Origin of the sequence: Paenibacillus sp. FSL H8-0537 (assembly GCF_038051995.1) — a bacterium.
GTDB lineage: Bacteria > Bacillota > Bacilli > Paenibacillales > Paenibacillaceae > Pristimantibacillus.
Map to the genome: position 1 here is coordinate 977,944 of NZ_CP150290.1, position 16,332 is coordinate 994,275.

General features: G+C 49.5%; 14 protein-coding genes. 12 read left to right on the top strand and 2 right to left on the bottom strand.

Going from position 1 to position 16,332, the window contains the following annotated elements:
* Window positions 1-36 precede the first annotated feature (36 nt).
* The 9 genes from MHB80_RS04065 to MHB80_RS04105 all read left to right on the top strand — a co-directional run bounded on the left by MHB80_RS04065 (window position 37) and on the right by MHB80_RS04105 (window position 9,702).
* Window positions 37-711: a response regulator transcription factor gene (locus MHB80_RS04065; protein WP_341280973.1), complete on the top strand. Its 675-nt coding sequence runs from the start codon at window positions 37-39 to the stop codon at window positions 709-711.
* The gene (locus MHB80_RS04070) at window positions 708-2,159 is read left to right on the top strand and encodes a HAMP domain-containing sensor histidine kinase (protein WP_341280974.1); all 1,452 of its coding nucleotides are present in this window, start codon (window positions 708-710) and stop codon (window positions 2,157-2,159) included. The genes MHB80_RS04065 and MHB80_RS04070 overlap by 4 nt, the downstream gene beginning before the upstream one ends.
* Window positions 2,160-2,237: 78 nt before the next feature.
* Entirely contained in the window at window positions 2,238-3,113 is an 876-nt protein-coding gene (gene galU, locus MHB80_RS04075) for a UTP--glucose-1-phosphate uridylyltransferase GalU (protein ID WP_341280975.1), read from the top strand.
* 136 nt (window positions 3,114-3,249) lie between these two features.
* Window positions 3,250-3,660, top strand: coding sequence for a BlaI/MecI/CopY family transcriptional regulator (locus tag MHB80_RS04080; RefSeq protein ID WP_341280976.1), 411 nt, complete (start codon window positions 3,250-3,252; stop codon window positions 3,658-3,660).
* Window positions 3,644-4,507: a M56 family metallopeptidase gene (locus tag MHB80_RS04085; protein WP_341280977.1), complete on the top strand. Its 864-nt coding sequence runs from the start codon at window positions 3,644-3,646 to the stop codon at window positions 4,505-4,507. Before MHB80_RS04080 ends, MHB80_RS04085 begins: the two co-directional genes overlap by 17 nt.
* 144 nt (window positions 4,508-4,651) lie before the next feature.
* Window positions 4,652-5,401: a YceI family protein gene (locus tag MHB80_RS04090; RefSeq protein ID WP_341280978.1), complete on the top strand. Its 750-nt coding sequence runs from the start codon at window positions 4,652-4,654 to the stop codon at window positions 5,399-5,401.
* A 207-nt stretch (window positions 5,402-5,608) separates the two neighbouring features.
* Window positions 5,609-6,721, top strand: coding sequence for a GntR family transcriptional regulator (locus tag MHB80_RS04095; protein WP_341280979.1), 1,113 nt, complete (start codon window positions 5,609-5,611; stop codon window positions 6,719-6,721).
* 560 nt (window positions 6,722-7,281) lie between these two features.
* The gene (locus MHB80_RS04100; RefSeq protein ID WP_341280980.1) at window positions 7,282-8,535 is read left to right on the top strand and encodes a zinc ribbon domain-containing protein; all 1,254 of its coding nucleotides are present in this window, start codon (window positions 7,282-7,284) and stop codon (window positions 8,533-8,535) included.
* Between the two features lie 12 nt (window positions 8,536-8,547).
* Window positions 8,548-9,702, top strand: coding sequence for a trypsin-like peptidase domain-containing protein (locus MHB80_RS04105; RefSeq protein ID WP_341280981.1), 1,155 nt, complete (start codon window positions 8,548-8,550; stop codon window positions 9,700-9,702).
* Window positions 9,703-9,784: 82 nt separating this feature from the next.
* On the opposite strand, the gene MHB80_RS04110 is transcribed toward MHB80_RS04105, so the two are convergent.
* Both MHB80_RS04110 and MHB80_RS04115 read right to left on the bottom strand, forming a co-directional pair.
* A complete protein-coding gene (locus MHB80_RS04110; protein ID WP_341280982.1) occupies window positions 9,785-10,537 on the bottom strand; it encodes a response regulator in 753 nt (250 codons plus the stop codon).
* Window positions 10,509-12,389 carry a sensor histidine kinase gene (locus MHB80_RS04115; RefSeq protein WP_341280983.1) on the bottom strand — a complete coding sequence of 627 codons (1,881 nt, stop codon included), beginning with the start codon at window positions 12,387-12,389 and terminating at the stop codon, window positions 10,509-10,511. The genes MHB80_RS04110 and MHB80_RS04115 overlap by 29 nt, the downstream gene beginning before the upstream one ends.
* Before the next feature lie 279 nt (window positions 12,390-12,668).
* Here MHB80_RS04115 and MHB80_RS04120 point away from each other — a divergent pair, with 279 nt between their 5' ends.
* The 3 genes from MHB80_RS04120 to MHB80_RS04130 all read left to right on the top strand — a co-directional run bounded on the left by MHB80_RS04120 (window position 12,669) and on the right by MHB80_RS04130 (window position 16,320).
* Window positions 12,669-14,318, top strand: a complete 1,650-nt coding sequence (locus tag MHB80_RS04120; RefSeq protein ID WP_341280984.1) for an extracellular solute-binding protein — start codon at window positions 12,669-12,671, stop codon at window positions 14,316-14,318.
* Between the two features lie 34 nt (window positions 14,319-14,352).
* A complete protein-coding gene (locus tag MHB80_RS04125; protein WP_341280985.1) occupies window positions 14,353-15,309 on the top strand; it encodes an ABC transporter permease subunit in 957 nt (318 codons plus the stop codon).
* Window positions 15,310-15,399: 90 nt separating this feature from the next.
* A complete protein-coding gene (locus MHB80_RS04130) occupies window positions 15,400-16,320 on the top strand; it encodes a carbohydrate ABC transporter permease (protein ID WP_341282857.1) in 921 nt (306 codons plus the stop codon).
* The last annotated feature ends 12 nt before the right edge of the window (window positions 16,321-16,332 follow it).

A 16,332-nucleotide genomic window follows, 5' to 3' on the forward strand; every position in this document is an offset into this window, starting at 1 on the left:
ATGGTAGGGTAAAGTCGAACAACAGGGGTGATCCGCTTGCCAAAAATATTAGTCGTAGATGACGATCCAAACATTCGTGAGCTTGTCAGCATTTTGCTGCGCCGCGAAGGTTTTCAAATTATAGAAGCACAGGATGGACAGGATGCGCTGGAGCTGCTGGAGACGGTACTGCCGGATTTGGCCGTTATTGATGTCATGATGCCGCGTATGGACGGCTGGACCTTATGCGAAACGCTGCGCGCCTCGTATGATATGCCGCTGCTGCTGCTGACCGCTAAAGGCGAAACGGCGAATAAAGTAAAAGGCTTCGGCCTTGGGGCCGATGATTATATGGTTAAGCCATTTGAGCCGCTGGAGCTTGCAGTACGCATTAAAGCTTTGCTCAAGCGCTACCGTATCGCGGCTTCACAGACCGTGGAGCTGGGGCAGCTGACGCTCAATTTGAGTGAATTTCATGTCACGATGGCTGGCAAGCGGATACTGCTGCCGCCTAAAGAGTTTGAGCTGTTGTTCAAACTGGCGAGCTACCCGGATAAAACGTTTTCAAGGGAACAGTTGATCGAGCAAATATGGGGCATGAACTATGAAGGGGATGAGCGGACGGTGGATGTGCATATCAAACGGCTGCGCGAGCGCTTTACCGAGGAAGAAGCGGGCATCCGGATCGTCACGATTCGCGGGCTCGGCTATCGAATGGAGGAGCTTGAATGATTCGCAGCCTGTATGTTCGCGTGACCATGACGTTTCTGGTCATTGTGGTCATCAGCATGGGCATCGCTTATTGGATGGCGGATCAAATTTTCACAAGGGATTTAAGCGGACAATTTCCTAACCAGCTGGATCGCTCGATTGTACGAATGGAACAGCTGTATGCCGCTTCCTCGCCAAAGTCCTTAAGTATTTTCATTAAACAGGTTGCAGAAATGCAAAATATAGCGATTGTAGCCATAGGCCGTGGTGGAGAAGTCATTGAGGCGGGCAAGACCAGCGCGGAAATCACACATCTTCTAACTCCAGAGGTGATTGAAAATGTTTTCGCCGGTCAGCTGCAAATGCTGCCAAGCCAAGCTGAGGGCGAGACCAGCGGGCCGTCCTCGCCTCCAGCATTAGGGCGCAAAGCTGTGCTTGGCGAAAGGGACTGGGCGATCTTCGTTCGGCCTGATCGCGTCCCGGAAATTCGCAGCTTCCAGCGCAACACCTACACCATATTGATCACGCTGCTTGTCGTAGGCTGCATTCTAATTCCGATTGCCGCCCGTTATTTGGTCAAGCCGCTCAAAATGATGACCGAAGCGACGAAGCGCATCGCCACCGGAGATTTCTCTGTGCAGCTGCCGGTGCATCGCCGGGATGAGCTCGGCAATTTGGCGGACAGCATCAATCGCATGACATTAGGCTTGTCGCAGCTGGAGACGATGCGGCAGGATTTTGTATCGAATGTCTCCCACGAAATTCAATCGCCGCTGACATCGATTGGCGGCTTCGCCGAGGTGCTGCGCAGCGAGCAGCTGACCGATGAGGAACGCAATCGATACGTCGGCATTATTAAGCAGGAGAGCAGCCGGTTGTCCCGGCTGAGCGAGAATTTGCTTAAGCTCGCTTCGCTGGACTCGAAGCAGCATCCCTTTGAGCCGCGCGCGATCAGGCTGGACCGCCAGCTGCGCGACGTCGTGCTTTCATGTGAGCCGCAGTGGATGGCGAAGCGGCTCACGGTTGAGCTGCTGATGGAGGAGACGGTCATCGTCGCGGATGAGGATCAGCTGAGCCAGGTTTGGAACAATCTGCTGGCGAACAGCATGAAGTTTACGCCGGATAATGGGCATATCCGCATTACGCTGTCTGAGGAAAGTGGCTGCGCAACCGTGCGTATTGCCGATAACGGCAGCGGCATTTCCCCCGCTGATCAGGAGCGGGTATTCGAGCGCTTTTATAAAGCGGATGCGGCGCGTGACCGGGTGAAAGGCGGCAGCGGGCTAGGGCTGTCTATTGTGAAGAAAATCGTCGATATTCACGAAGGTTTGATTGAAATCGAATCCAGCATCTTAGCAGGCAGAGGCAATGGGGCGCCATCCGGCACGACGATTCGGGTCATGCTGCCGCTTCGATCGGCGCAGCTGCAGGCAGCTCCGGCTGGCAGCGGTGAAAAAGACATGGGCTAGCTGGAAACAGAAGCCAAGACAAGGTATGATGGGGAGAGCTTTACACGAACAAAATGTAGAAGATGGAGGCGGAAACGTATGGGACAAAAGGTACGCAAGGCAATTATCCCGGCAGGCGGACTTGGCACAAGATTTTTGCCCGCAACGAAGGCGCAGCCTAAAGAAATGCTGCCGATTATAGATAAGCCGGCGATTCAATATATTGTGGAAGAAGCGGTGCAGTCAGGCATCGACAGCATCGTTATTGTGAGCGGCCGTCATAAACGGGCGATCGAGGACCATTTTGACAAGTCGGTTGAGCTTGAAGGAGAACTAGAGGAGCGCGGCAATGAGGAAATGCTCAAGGTTGTAAAAGAAATTTCGCAGCTGGCCGACATTTATTATGTTCGGCAGAAGGAGCCGCTCGGTCTCGGTCATGCGGTGCTGTGCGCGCAGCGTTTTATTGGCGACGAGCCATTCGCGGTGCTGCTAGGGGACGACATTCTGACGTCCGAGCCGCCATGCCTGAAGCAAATGATCGATCGTTATGAGCAGCATGCCTCCTCAGTCGTTGCTCTTATGGAAGTGCCATGGAATCAGACGCACAAGTATGGCATTGCCGATATTCGCGACGAAGCGGGACATATCCGTGAGCTGATCGAGAAGCCGCTGCCTGGACAAGCGCCTTCGAATTGGGCTGTTGTGGGACGCTATGTGCTGGAGCCGGCTATCTTCGATCTTTTGTCTAAGGCGGAGCCAGGCAAAGCGGGGGAGATTCAATTAACGGACAGCCTGCAGCGGTTGAACGAGCTGTCGCCGATTATTGGGCATCGTTTTACAGGCAAGCGCCATGATGTGGGGGATAAGCTGGGCTTTGTTCAGGCAACGATTGATTTTGCGCTGGAGCGTGAAGACTTGCGGGAGGACGTTCGGCGCTATGTGCTGGAGCGCCTTGCTGCCTATACACACAGCTAGTCCGCATGAGGCGTTTATGTATTTTTGTGTCAGATCAGTAAATTAATTTTCTGCTCATCTTTTTTTAAGGTTATTTTCATAAACCGGTTTTATAATTACACTACATTAAGTAGTTATAGCAAGGTGTGAGGCAGTCATGGGAACAAGTGACATTCAGACAAAAGGGCTGGAGCGGTTTTTTGGCCCGCTGGAGGCAAGGATTATGACCATCCTGTGGTCGCAGCCTGATAGCTACATCAAGGATGTGCAGCATAAGCTCGATCAGGACAAGCCATTAAATTTCAACACCGTTATGACCGTCATGAATCGTCTTGTGGACAAGGGGCTGCTGGTGAAGTCATCAGGCAAGCCATCGAAATATGCGCCTGTGCACACGCAAGAGCAATTTCTGAGCATTCAGTCTCGGGAGCTTCTTGAAGATCTTGGTCCGCTCGTCGTCAACTATATGTTCGATGCGATGGAAGAGGTTGATGAAGAGCTGCTGGACAAGCTGGAGCAAAAAATCAAATCGCTTAAAGAGGGCAGACGCCATGAGCTGGAGTCTTAGGTCGAAATGGATGTTTGGCTTTTGCCTGATGCTGATTGGATTTACGCTGCTGCAAATGGGTATGTATGCGGCGCATACGCTGTTCGGCTGGGAGAAGGCAGCGTTTAATGTATTTGAATTATGCGAGAGCCTGATCAAGCGGTACAGCTTGCTGCTCCTTAGCTACATTATGAAGCTTGCTGTCTTTGGAACGTTCGTTCATCTGATGTACGTAACGGTGAAGCAGTGGCTTGGTGTACGGGCCGCAAACCGTAAAATGAGTGTTTTACAGCATGACACCATATCGGATGAGCTGAATGCGCGTTATTTTGCAGGCAGCAAGGCGATCATGGTCGTATCACATCCAGAACCGATTGCGCTGACGCTTGGTTTTCTACGTCCCAAAATCATTTTATCCACTGGGCTTCTCAATCTGCTTGATAAGGAAGAGCTTGAGGCGGTCATCGAGCATGAGCACTTTCATTATCGCAATCGCGACCCGCTGATGATTTTGATATTGCAGGTAGGGGCAACGGTGCTGTGGTATATGCCGATTCTTCGCTGGGGAGTCGAGCAGTATAAAACAACCCGTGAGCTGTTAGCGGACCATTTCGCTTTGCAGCGGCGGGTGAGCGAGCATAGTCTCGGCAGCGCACTGCTCAAGCTGGTGAAATATAGCCGTGGAGAGCGCAGTGTCCGGACCTTTGTCCATGCTTCTTTCGCCGACCATTCGATTAATTATCGGTTAATGAGGCTGCTCAATCCCGAGTCGCAGGAGCTAAGCATGCGTTGTCCGGTGCTGGCACTTGTATTATCGATACTGACCTTCGGATCGATCTCCGTCATGTATCTTTCTATTATGCTATAGAATTTGCAGCTTGATGCCCTTCTACAATTTCGAAATACCGGTTTTATGCGAAGCGCACAGATCCCTCAAGGGAAGGCGCGCTTCGCCTTTATATAACTTACAACACTACGCGATGTAGTTTTGAAAACAAAGGAGGATATTAAGATGAAGAAGAAAAATGTGGTTATAGGTGCTGTTGTTGCGGTGGTTTTGCTAGGTGGAGCGGGTGCATATGCGATGTATGATTCGTTTACGGGCAACAACAAGGAAATCCAAAGTGTCATTGGCACGGATTCGACAGCTACGAATAGTGCAGCAGGCACGAATAGCTCAGGTTCTGGTTCTACAAATAGTACAAGTGGTACGGAGACAGCTGCTGCTGGAGCTGTAGCAGATGTAAACGGGGCGTGGACGATTGATTCCACCTCCAATGTGTATTTCTCGGTTACGACTTCCCGTGAGACGGTGAACTTTGAAGTAAATGGCGTAACGGGAACATGGAATGTAGATACGGCTAATGCGGCAGCTAATGCGGCGGATGCGAGCCTGGATATGAACGTTCTCGATTCTGGCAATGGTCAGCGCGACGGACATGTGAAAGGAGCGGATTTTCTCGATGTGACCAACTTCCCAAGCTCCACGTTCAAAGCTACAAAGTTTGAGGCGCTGCCAGCGGAAGTGAAGGACGGAGAAACGTTCCCGCTTATCATGACTGGCGACTTGACGATTAAAGGGATTACGAAGGAAGTTACCTTTACAGGACAAGCGGCATACAGCGGCGGCAAGCTGAATGTGGAGAGCGAGACGGTCGTCACGTTTGAGGAGTTTGGCATGCAGAATCCGCATAATGTCGTGATGGATACTGAAAATAACGTTACCGTGCAGCTGCGCCTTACTCTATCGCAAAACGCCTAATATGCGATTGGCGAGCCGCAAATCAGTTTTTTTAAAGCAAGAGCAGGGCTTAGGCCTTGTTCTTGCTTTTTTTATGGGAGAAAGGGAAAACGCAGAAAATGGTCAAGTCCATTATTGGGAATGATATGGAAATAGGTACGTACAAGTTGGCGATATGCTATACTTATGCAAATAATAGGATTTTATAATTGAGGTGCAGTGCAAAATATGCAACGTTCTCCTAAATATATGCAGTTGAAGCAAGAGATTACGAGCTGGATTGCAGCGGCGCAATTTCTCCCGCATGACCGGCTGCCATCGGAAAATGAAATCGGCAAGCAGTTTGGCATGAGCCGGCAGACGGTTAGACAAGCCCTTGGCGATTTAGAGAAAGAGGGGTGGCTTTATCGCGAGCAGGGCAAAGGCACCTTCGTCTCGGATCAAAGCGTGGAGGAGCGCAGAAGCGTCTCTGCAGGATTGACCGTCGGATTGATTACGACACATATTTCCGATTACATATTTCCGACGATCGTTCGCGGTGTAGAATCCAGCTTGCGATCGAACGGCGGAAGGCTGGTGCTTGCCAGCACGGACAATGAGAAGGAGAAAGAGCGGGAAAGCCTGGAGTCTATGCTGCGAGAGCCGCTCAGCGGACTAATCATTGAGCCGACGAGAAGCGCGGAGGGAAATCCGAACTTTAATTGTTTTTTGGCGCTGGATGCGCTGCAAATTCCTTATATTATGCTTAATGAACGCTATTCGGATGTAGATGCGCCATGCTTGAGGCTCGATGATGAGCTGGGCGGCTACTTGGCTGCCGAGCATTTGCTCGACCTTGGACATCGCCGTATAGCAGGCTTTTTCAAGACGGATGATTTCCAGGGCGTGCACCGCATGCGCGGTTTTCTGCGGGCTTGCCGTGAGCGCGGCATTGCTGTGCAGCCAGAGCATCTCGTACGCTATAGCACAGAGGAAAAGGCAACAAAGCCGCAGCAGTCGCTTGACCTAATGCTCGGCCGGGCGCCTGAGCTTCGTCCTACCGCGGTCGTTTGCTATAACGATGAGCTGGCTGTTCGCATGCTGGATGTTGTGCGGCGACATGAGCTTAATGTCCCTGAGCATTTGTCTTTAATCGGTTTTGATGATGCGAATTTGGCGACGGCAACCGAAGTGAAGCTGACGACGATGGAGCATCCAAAGACGCGGCTGGGCGAAGATTCAGTGGACAAGCTGCTGCAGATGATTCAGCAGGGAGCACCTTCCGGCCATGTTCGGATGGCTGATACGGTGTATAAGCCGAAGCTGATTATTCGGGAGTCGACGGCGGAACCTTTTGTCTGAAAATTAAGCTATGCACTTGTTCGTACAACTTATATTTGAGTTGAGGATTATTATGAAATATCCGTATAAGTTGTTGTTTTTAGGAGAGTAGATTATCATTTCGTCTTTTAATGTTTCATCCTTTTGGGTTTCATCTTTTAAGCTGCCGTGAGCGGCAGTATGGCAGGTTCTCATTTTTTGAAAAATATCAGTGAGGGGAGCTGCGGAGAGGAAAGATTGGTCTGGAGAAGTGTTAGCGTTCGCTTTTGCTGCCGGATTTCTACCGCATCAGCGGTTCAAATCCAGAAATCCGGCAGCAACGGCGATCGGAGGACCAGTCTTTCCGCGCAGCAGCGACCTGCCCTACTGATCCCATTCAAACAGGAGGCATATTCAATGAAACGATGTCATGAAAAGACTGAAGGAAATTAAGGAAGCAGCGCGCTAATTCAAAAGGAGTGTTATGATAAGCTTAATATATTTTTTAATTCCCATCATTTAAAAATGGAGATCATTTACTATTTCATATAGAATAGAGGCAAGGACGATTAAAGTTTGATTGCGTCAGGAGATGAGCACAGGTGCATTGCCAACATTGCGGAAATAAATATGAGCCTAGTGCCGTTTACTGCAGCAAATGCGGGAAACCGCTGCTTCAGGACGCGCAAGCAAATGAGCAGACGCAGGCCATTGTCATTCAAGAGCATGAATTATTCATTCGGGAGGCAAGTGCCTCATTAGTGCCAGAGCAAGCGCCAGTACGAAACAGAAGAAACCGTGCCGGGGCTGGGCGTAAGTTTATTATTGCGCTCGTGCCGGTTGTTGTGTTCATTACAACGTCTGCCGGGGTTTTTTCTTATTACATATATGAAAGCGATTTGAATGATCATGTCGCCGAATGGCATGAGCAAGCGAAGCAGAAAGCTTGGGGAGGCAAATATCACGAAGCGATGATCCAGCTTGAGAAGGCAGCGAAGGTGCGTCCAGCCTATGGTGCTCTTCAAGAGGATATGGATATTGTCAACGAGGCGGTTGCAATTGAAAATAAAATTAACAGCCTTGCCAGCGAGCTGGACAATGGAGCTTTGACGGAGGCAAGACCGCTAGTGAAGCAGCTGAATACGCTGCTTGCAGGCCGGGAAGAGCAGATTTTTTCACCGCTGCGCGAGGCGTTTGCCGATTTAAATGTTAGAGTGGTCGTTGTACAGGTGCAAAATGAGCTGGACCAGATTAACTCGTTGGATGCTTTGGCGGTAAAGCTTAATACCGTTAATGGTTTAGGCGGCGAAGAAGCGGTAGCTGTACGCAAGCAGATCGTGGACAAAATTGCGATTGTATGCCAACAGCAGACGAAGGAGCTGATTCAGAAAAAAAGCTTCTCCGAGGCGATCGCCACCGTACAGAAGGGAATGGCCTACGCCCCGGAGGATACGAACTTGACGAAGCTGCTTGAAAGCATTCATGCGGAGAAGCAGGCTTTTGAGAAGGCGGAGCAGGAAAGAATTGAGCGTGCCATGCAGAAAGCGGCCGAAGAGGATTTGCTTAACCAGACGGCAGCCGCCCAGGTGGTTAAGGTGGATACGAGCTTTGATGAAACGGGCAGCTTCAAAATCCATGCCTTGCTCAAAAATGCCGCCACCCGGCCGATTTATTCCGTTGAAATCCAATATTCGGTGCGCGGCAAGGATAAACAGATTTTGAAGAAGGGTACGTCTATCGCCATGCCTAACTATATAGAGCCTAACGAATCCTTTACTTTCGACGCAGCTGTGGAAGGCATTGAAGAGACCGATGCTACTGTCGTCATCGATCATGTCACATGGTATTTGGACTAGGAGAAGATATTCATGAGAAAAGGAACTTGGCTTAGCCTTATATTGTCCGTTGCTTTTCTGCTTTTCGGAGCGGGAGCGGTCGTATTTATCCGTTCCGAAATTCCCAAGCAGCTCAGTGGCAAGCCGCTGCTCGCTGTGTCAGAAACGCGCTCGGAGAAAACCGGCAAGCCGCTTAAAGACGTCATATATGAAACCCAGAAGCTGGTCGTGATGATTGAAAGCGGCAATGGCAAGCAGGGATCAGGCTTTTTATACAATAATCAAGGTGACTTGATCACCAATGCGCATGTCGTATCCGGCGTTCATAAAGTGAAAATTCATACGTCTGATGCAAGGGAGCTAGATGGCGAAGTCATTGGCATCAGCAAGGAGACAGATATCGCGGTCGTACGCGTCCCTGGACTGGTTGGCGAGAAGCCGCTTAAGATGGTTCGCAATAAAAAAGCGGAAATTGGCGATGAAGTGATGGCGATCGGCAGTCCGCTTGGTTTTCAGAATACAGTAACGACAGGCATCATTAGCGGCTTGGGCCGTAATTTTACAATCGAACCGTATTCGTATAAGGATTTGTATCAAATTTCTGCGCCCATTGCGCCAGGAAACAGCGGCGGCCCTCTGGTTAGAAGAGAGACAGGTGAAGTGCTTGGCATTAATTCAGCAGGGATTGAGCAAGGATCTATTGGGTTCAGCATTCCAATTGTAAATGTGCTGGCAACGGTGGAGGCATGGTCGACGAAGCCTATGGAGGTGCTCCCTGAGCAGGCAGGCACGAATAGCGCGGGCATGGAAAAGCAGGAGGCGACGATGAGTGAATATGCCAGCTACTTGGTTACTCATTTTTACGACAGCCTGAACAATGCCGATTATGTATATGCCTATTCCTTGCTGGGCGGCAGCTGGAAAGAGGGCAAAAGCTATGACGAATTTCGGGAAGGCTATATGCCAACGCGCAATGTCGTCATCGACGATATGCATGTAACGGTCAACAACGATCAGCAAGCGACTGTGACGGCGATTATTTCAGTAGATGAGAGAGTAAGCGGCAAAAACAAGCTGAGCAAATATCAGGTGATTTACGAGGTTGGCTATGAGAACGACCAGCTCAAGCTGATAACCGGCAGAGGCAAGGTGATTGAGCAGGCCGCACATGAGAAAGAACAACATTAACGCTTATTGCAGAGAAAACCAGCAAACCGAATGAGGGATGCTGGCTTTTTTGTATGGATGAAAAATAAAATCCTCTGAATCGTTACAGCTGATTTTTACGAAAATGGGAAGGGGTGCAGCCGGTAAATTTCTTGAACTGCTGCACAAAATAGTCCGGGTCCGGATAGCCGACGCCAGCAGCGATGTCGGCTATTTTGCTGCTTGTAGTGGCGAGCAGCAGCTGCGCTTTATCCACCCGAATCTGATGGACGTAATCATTGAAGTAGATACCGGTTGATTTGCGGAACAATTGCCCGAGATAGAAGGGATGGAGAAACGTTTTGCCGGCAATTTCTTTCATCGTCACCTGCTCCTGAAAATGCGAGGCCACATACTCTTTGACAAAAGCGATGGGATCATCCGAAGGCATTCCCGCATCCGGTAGCACAGCATCCTCCGAGCTGGCATTTGTGCTGGCCGAAGCTTTGAGCAGCCGATGTTTCACCCGCAGCAGAGCGCCAATCAACTGCTCCTCCTCCACTGGCTTCAAAATATAATCAACAGCACCGCAGATGAGGGCCGTCTTCACATATTCAAATTCATCATAGCCAGAAATGACGATAAAGCAGGTATCCATACGTCCCGTTACGTCCTTCATAAGTTCAAGCCCCGTAATGCCGGGAAGACGGATGTCGGTAATGACAAGTGCGGGCTGCTCGCGTTCAATCAATTCTAGCGCCTGCCGTCCATTTTCCGCATCGCCGCATAGGTTAAAGCCGTACTTCTCCCAATAAATGATTCTTTTCAGTCCTTCACGCATTCGCGGCTCATCTTCCACGATCAATGTTTTCAACATCGATGATTCTCCTTTCAAATACAGATTCATCCTTAGCGAAGGCGGCGGGAATTTGCAGCTCAATCGTTGTGCCTTCCCCATAACGGGAATCCAGACTAAAGCTGAACTCCTTCCCAAAATGCCACTTGAGCCGGTCATAAACATTTTTCAGTCCGACATGGTTGCCCTGCTGATGCTGCGCTCCTGCTTGCTCCAGACTTGCAAGCCTTTGCTGCAGCTTCTCTTCTTCCATTCCAATGCCATTGTCTGACACGCGAATGACAATGCGAGCGCTATGCAGCTTGGCTGATACGATAATATTGCCCGGCTGCTCGGAATGCTCAATGCCATGAATGCAGGCATTTTCGACAAGCGGCAGGATGCTCATTTTCGGCAATTGCAGCTCAAGCACTTCTTCATCCATTTCCAGCTGGTAGGAGAGGCGATGGCCGAAGCGGAAATGCTGAATGTCCAGATAGTCGGTGACGAACGCCAACTCCTCTTGAAGCGGAATCATATCCTCGCCCCAGCTTAGCGATCTGCGGAAGCCGCGGCCGAGAAGCTTAATGACCGATGCCGTTTCCTCTTCGCCTTTAATGACGCAATTCATTCGAATGGCATCCAGCGTGTTAAACAAATAATGAGGGTTAATTTGGCTTAGCAGGGCATTAAACTGCGCCTGCCGACGATCCAGCTCTGCCACGTACACATCTTGAATGAGGCCGTTGATCTGCTGTGTCATGCGGTTAAATTCCTCAGTCAGCTGCCCGATTTCATCGGATGCCGGTTCAGTCCGCAGCACTTCAAAGCGCTGATTTTTCACCCGTTTAATACCGCCCAGCAGCATGCCCAGCCTCAGATTAAGCGATCTGGCAATAAGTAAAATAATAATGCTTGGAAATAGCAGATTCACACAGGTCAAATAAATAATAAACTTGCGTGAATCAAATAGGCTTTGATTGACGACGTCATTAGGGTAGATGCCTACCATCTCCCAGCCTTTCAGGTAATCGATGCCTTCAAACGGGCTAACGATGGTTGTTTTGTCCTGCGGAGAGCTGCCTTGAATGAACGCTGGCGGCTCTGCCTCCGACGAGTAAATGACATGGCCCTGCGGACTTAATAAATAAATTTCACCGGGAAACGAATGATCAAATAATGTATTTTCCAAATAATGCGGCAAAATATCCACTCTGAGAATTTTATGATAGTTGGAATAGGCTTTGTAAAAATCAAGCTCGCGGATCACGCTCAAATACGGAGCGCCGCATTCTGCCGATTCTGTTCGTACGGTTGTTTCCTCGCTGGCTGTGAGCGTTGCCGATGCTGCCCCAGACTGCCTGCAGAGCGCGCTCGGCGTGTTCGTGTAAAGCAGCCATTTTCGGCTTCGCTCCTGGTCGGTAGTCGCTTGAAACCAGCCCTCCTGCTTCGTCTGCAAGTCAATGTATTGCAGGAGGCCTGCGTGAATCAGGCTGTCGTTGTCGGTAAACAAATACGCATTATAAAATTGCTTATTCAGCGGAACGAAGCGGTTAATCGAGTTGCTCAGCACCTCGCCATAGGCCGAAATGACTTCACTTTCACTCGTATAAGTGCGATCCAGCGCGCTGTAGAGGATGCCGTCATTATAGATGACCGAGGAGAAGCTAATGACGCCCTCCAGCATTTTACGAAAGTTATCCTTGTTCCGCTCAAGCGATTGCCGAAGATCCTGGACCTTTTCTGTTCGGACATTGCCTGCGGTTATCGTATAAAAAAACGTATTCGTCAGCATGACCGGGATAAAAACAGCGGCAAAATATAAAAGCATCAGCTTGTTTCGCAGCCGGAAATCATTCCAGCGGAAGGGACGGAGGTTTTGCATCATTTTCATCGCTTGCTGCTCCTTTGACCAAAGGCTAACAGAATCATTTTGTTAGTATAATAGTGTCAATCAAGATATAATAAAGCGTTTTCATTAGTAAAATTAACACTTAATTGCTGAAATAGCTACCCTAAATATAGAAATTATGGTAACAATCTAGCTCGTGACAGGAGCAACCGCTGCAAATCTCATTAGATTTGCGGGGTATGTTGTTATGGTTTTGCGGGTACCTGGGCAGCTCCCTGTTTGATACAGTTAATTTATATTAAAGGGAGGGTGGCAACATTCTTGAGTAAAAAAACAGCGCTTACATGGATCGCCGGGGCGACTTTGGCCTTATCGATGATAGTGGGAGGATGCAGCACGGAGAGCACGAATACGGCTGCGGGCACAAGCAAAAATAACAGCTCCGGAGAACTGACCACATTCAGCTATTTCGTATTTGATCCTGGCGATAATGTACCTGAGCATACAAAAATCGGCGATATGATTGAGCAGAAAACAGGAGTAAAGATTAAATATGAGCGTCTTGTCGGCGAGAAGGAGCAGAAGGTAGGGGTAATGATCGCCGGAGGCGATTACCCTGACCTCATCAATACGAGTGAGACGGTTAAATTCGAGGACGCGAACGCGCTCATTCCGCTGGAGGATTTAATTGAGCAGCATGCCCCGAACATTAAACGCATTTATGGGCCATACTGGGAACGGCTGAAAGCAGCGGATGGACATATCTATGCATTGCCGCAGGTCGCACCTACGGGTACACCGATCAAGGGCATCAGTGCTGCCTTTTGGATTCAGAAGGAAGTGCTTAAGGACGCAGGCTATCCAAAAATAACGACGTTCGATCAATACGTCGATGTATTGCGCGCTTATTATAAAAAATACCCGCAAATCGATGGTGCGGATACGATTCCTTTTGAAATTTTGACCTATGACAACCGTAATTTCACATTAACGACCGCGATGCAGTTTTTAGCCGGAGGGCCTAACGATTCACGGGCTATTGTTGACCCGGTGGCGAACAAGCTGGCCTTCTACCAGACGGACGAAAACGTTACGAAGCGTTATTATGCGAAGCTGCATGAAATGTACCGGGAAGGCATGATTGACAAGGAAGCCTTTGTGATGAACTATGAGCAGTATTTGGCTAAGCTGTCCAGCGGCCGGGTGCTGGGGATGTTTGACCAGAAGTGGCAGTTCCAGACGGCGCTTGATTCCTTGAAGCAGCAGGGCAAAGCAAACCGGATGTTTGTACCGCTCCAGCTCACCTTTGATGACAGCATTCAGCCGGATTATTTGGACGTGCCTTCGATGAACTACAATATGGGCTTCTCCATTACGATTAATGCGAAGGACCCTGTAGCGGCTATCAAATATGCCGATTACATGGCAAGTGAAGAAGGACAATTGCTGCGCAACTGGGGCGTGGCAGGCGAAGATTATACGGTCAGCGAAACCGGACGGTTTTATCGCAATCAGGAGCAGCGGGACTTTTTTGCCGACCCGAAAAATGGCTTGAAAACAACCGGAAACATCCTCTGGTACTGGCCAGGCTCGTCGGGGACGATGGCTGACGGCAACAGCTATCAGCAGTATCAGCAGCCGGAAGAAATTGCAGCCGGATACGATGAGATGGATTCGGAGCTGCTGAAGGCTTATGGCGTAACAACCTACGAGGAGCTGTTCGATGGTCCGAATCTAGCCCGCAAATATTTCCCGCTCTGGAGCATCGAGCTAACTGAGAAAAACAAGGTGTTCAACCAGAAGCTTAACGATATTAATAAAAAATATCCGCCGCAAATGGTCGTTGCCAAAAATGCCGACGACTTCGAAAAATATTGGAATGAATATGTCGCTTTGGTCGAGAAACTGGACATTCAAGGCTGGCTCGATGAGCTGACGACGAAGGTGAAGGACCGCCAAGAGAACTGGTAGGAAACACGCAGCAAGGAGGGAGAGGGAGCATGCCATGTCTGTAACGGTCGAGCGTGTGAAAGAGCATACCCAAATCCAGAAAAGGCCGCGCAAATGGAGCAAGCTGCGCAGTCAAAAGGCGCTAATGATCATGTCCATTCCTTTTCTGGTGTATGTCATTATTTTCGCCTACGTGCCGTTGTACGGGTGGATGATGGCTTTTCAGAATTATAAGCTTGGTTCTGTGATGGTTGAAAACGAATGGGTGGGCCTCGCCAACTTCAGAGAGTTGTTTCAGGATGAGAATTTCATCCGTGTCATTCGCAATACACTCGCGATGAGCCTCATCAATCTTGTGTTTGGGTTTGTCAGCTCGATTGGCCTTGCGCTTATGCTCAATGAAGTGCGCAAGGTGATGTTTAAGCGTGTCGTCCAGACGGTTAGCTACTTGCCGCATTTTCTATCTTGGGTTGTGGCCGCGAACCTGATTATGAACGTGCTCTCTATTGATGGGGCCGTCAACAAGCTGCTCGTGAGTCTTCATATTATTAAGGAGCCTATTATGTGGCTCTCCGAGCAGCATTATTTTTGGTGGATTATTGGCGCCTCCAACGTGTGGAAGGAAATCGGCTGGAGCGCGATTATTTATTTGGCCGCGATGACGACGATTGATCCTTCGCTCTACGAGGCGGCCAGCATCGACGGGGCGGGACGGTTTCGAAAAATAAGGCATATTACGCTGCCCGGCATTCGCGGAATTATCGTTATCCTGCTAATCATGAATATTGGACATATTTTAGATGCCGGCTTTGAACAGCAATATTTGCTGCAAACCCCAATGGTGGTGGACTTTTCCGAGACGATAGACATTTTCGTATTGAAATATGGCATTAATCTGTCGCGGTTCTCGTTTGCAACCGCTGCTGGCATTTTCAAAACAGTCATCAGCGTCGTGCTGCTGCTGGCCGCAAACCGAATGGCGAAGCGGATGGGTCAGGAGAGGCTGTTTTAGTTGAAGATGAAAGGAGCATTTGCCGCCTGGCATTGGACGGCAAAAGCCTGTTTTACGCTCATGCAAGATGACAGGGAACAGGAGGAAACGATGACAACGACGACACTTGGCAGGTCGAAGAGGTCTGTAGCAGACTTGCTTTTTGACATATGCAATACCTTGTTTCTGCTAGCGCTGCTTGTACTTACGCTTTATCCGGTAATGAACACGCTCGCGGTTTCGTTTAACCAGGCACAGGATACGGTTCGGGACAGCACCTTTCTGTGGCCGCGCGAGTTCACGACACTAAATTACAGCACGCTGTTTCAGGATGGGCTCATTTATCATGCCTTCTTCATTTCCGTGGCCCGGACGCTGCTCGGTACAGGAAGCAGCGTGTTTTGCACAGCGATGCTGGCCTATACGCTCAGCCGCAAGGAGTATATGCTGCGGGGGCCGATATCCTTCATCTTCATCTTTACGATGTATTTCAGCGGCGGCTTGATTCCAACCTACATGCTCATTAAAAATCTGCAATTGTACGGGACGTTTTGGGTTTACGTCATTCCGGGGCTTATAGGCGCGTTCAACCTTATTGTGATGCGATCCTTTATGGAGGGCCTGCCCGAGAGTCTGGTTGAATCAGCGCAAATAGATGGAGCGACGCATTTCTCCATATTTTTACGGATTATATTACCGCTCAGCCTGCCCGTCATTGCTACGATTGCCCTGTTCGTCGCGGTGGGACAATGGAATAGCTGGTTTGATACTTTTTTATATAACTCCTCGAACATTAACCTTAGCACGCTGCAATATGAATTGATGAAAAAGCTGCAATCCGCCAATATGAGCGTTGGAGGCACGGCGGAATCGGCATTTGCCAGCAGCAAAAATATACAGGCAAATATCGTAACGCCAGCCTCCATCCGTGCAGCCATTACAGTCGTAGCCACCGTTCCGATTATTATCGTATATCCTTTTTTGCAAAAATACTTCGTTACCGGGCTGACGCTCGGCGGTGTTAAGGAATAAAGGAAGGCTTGT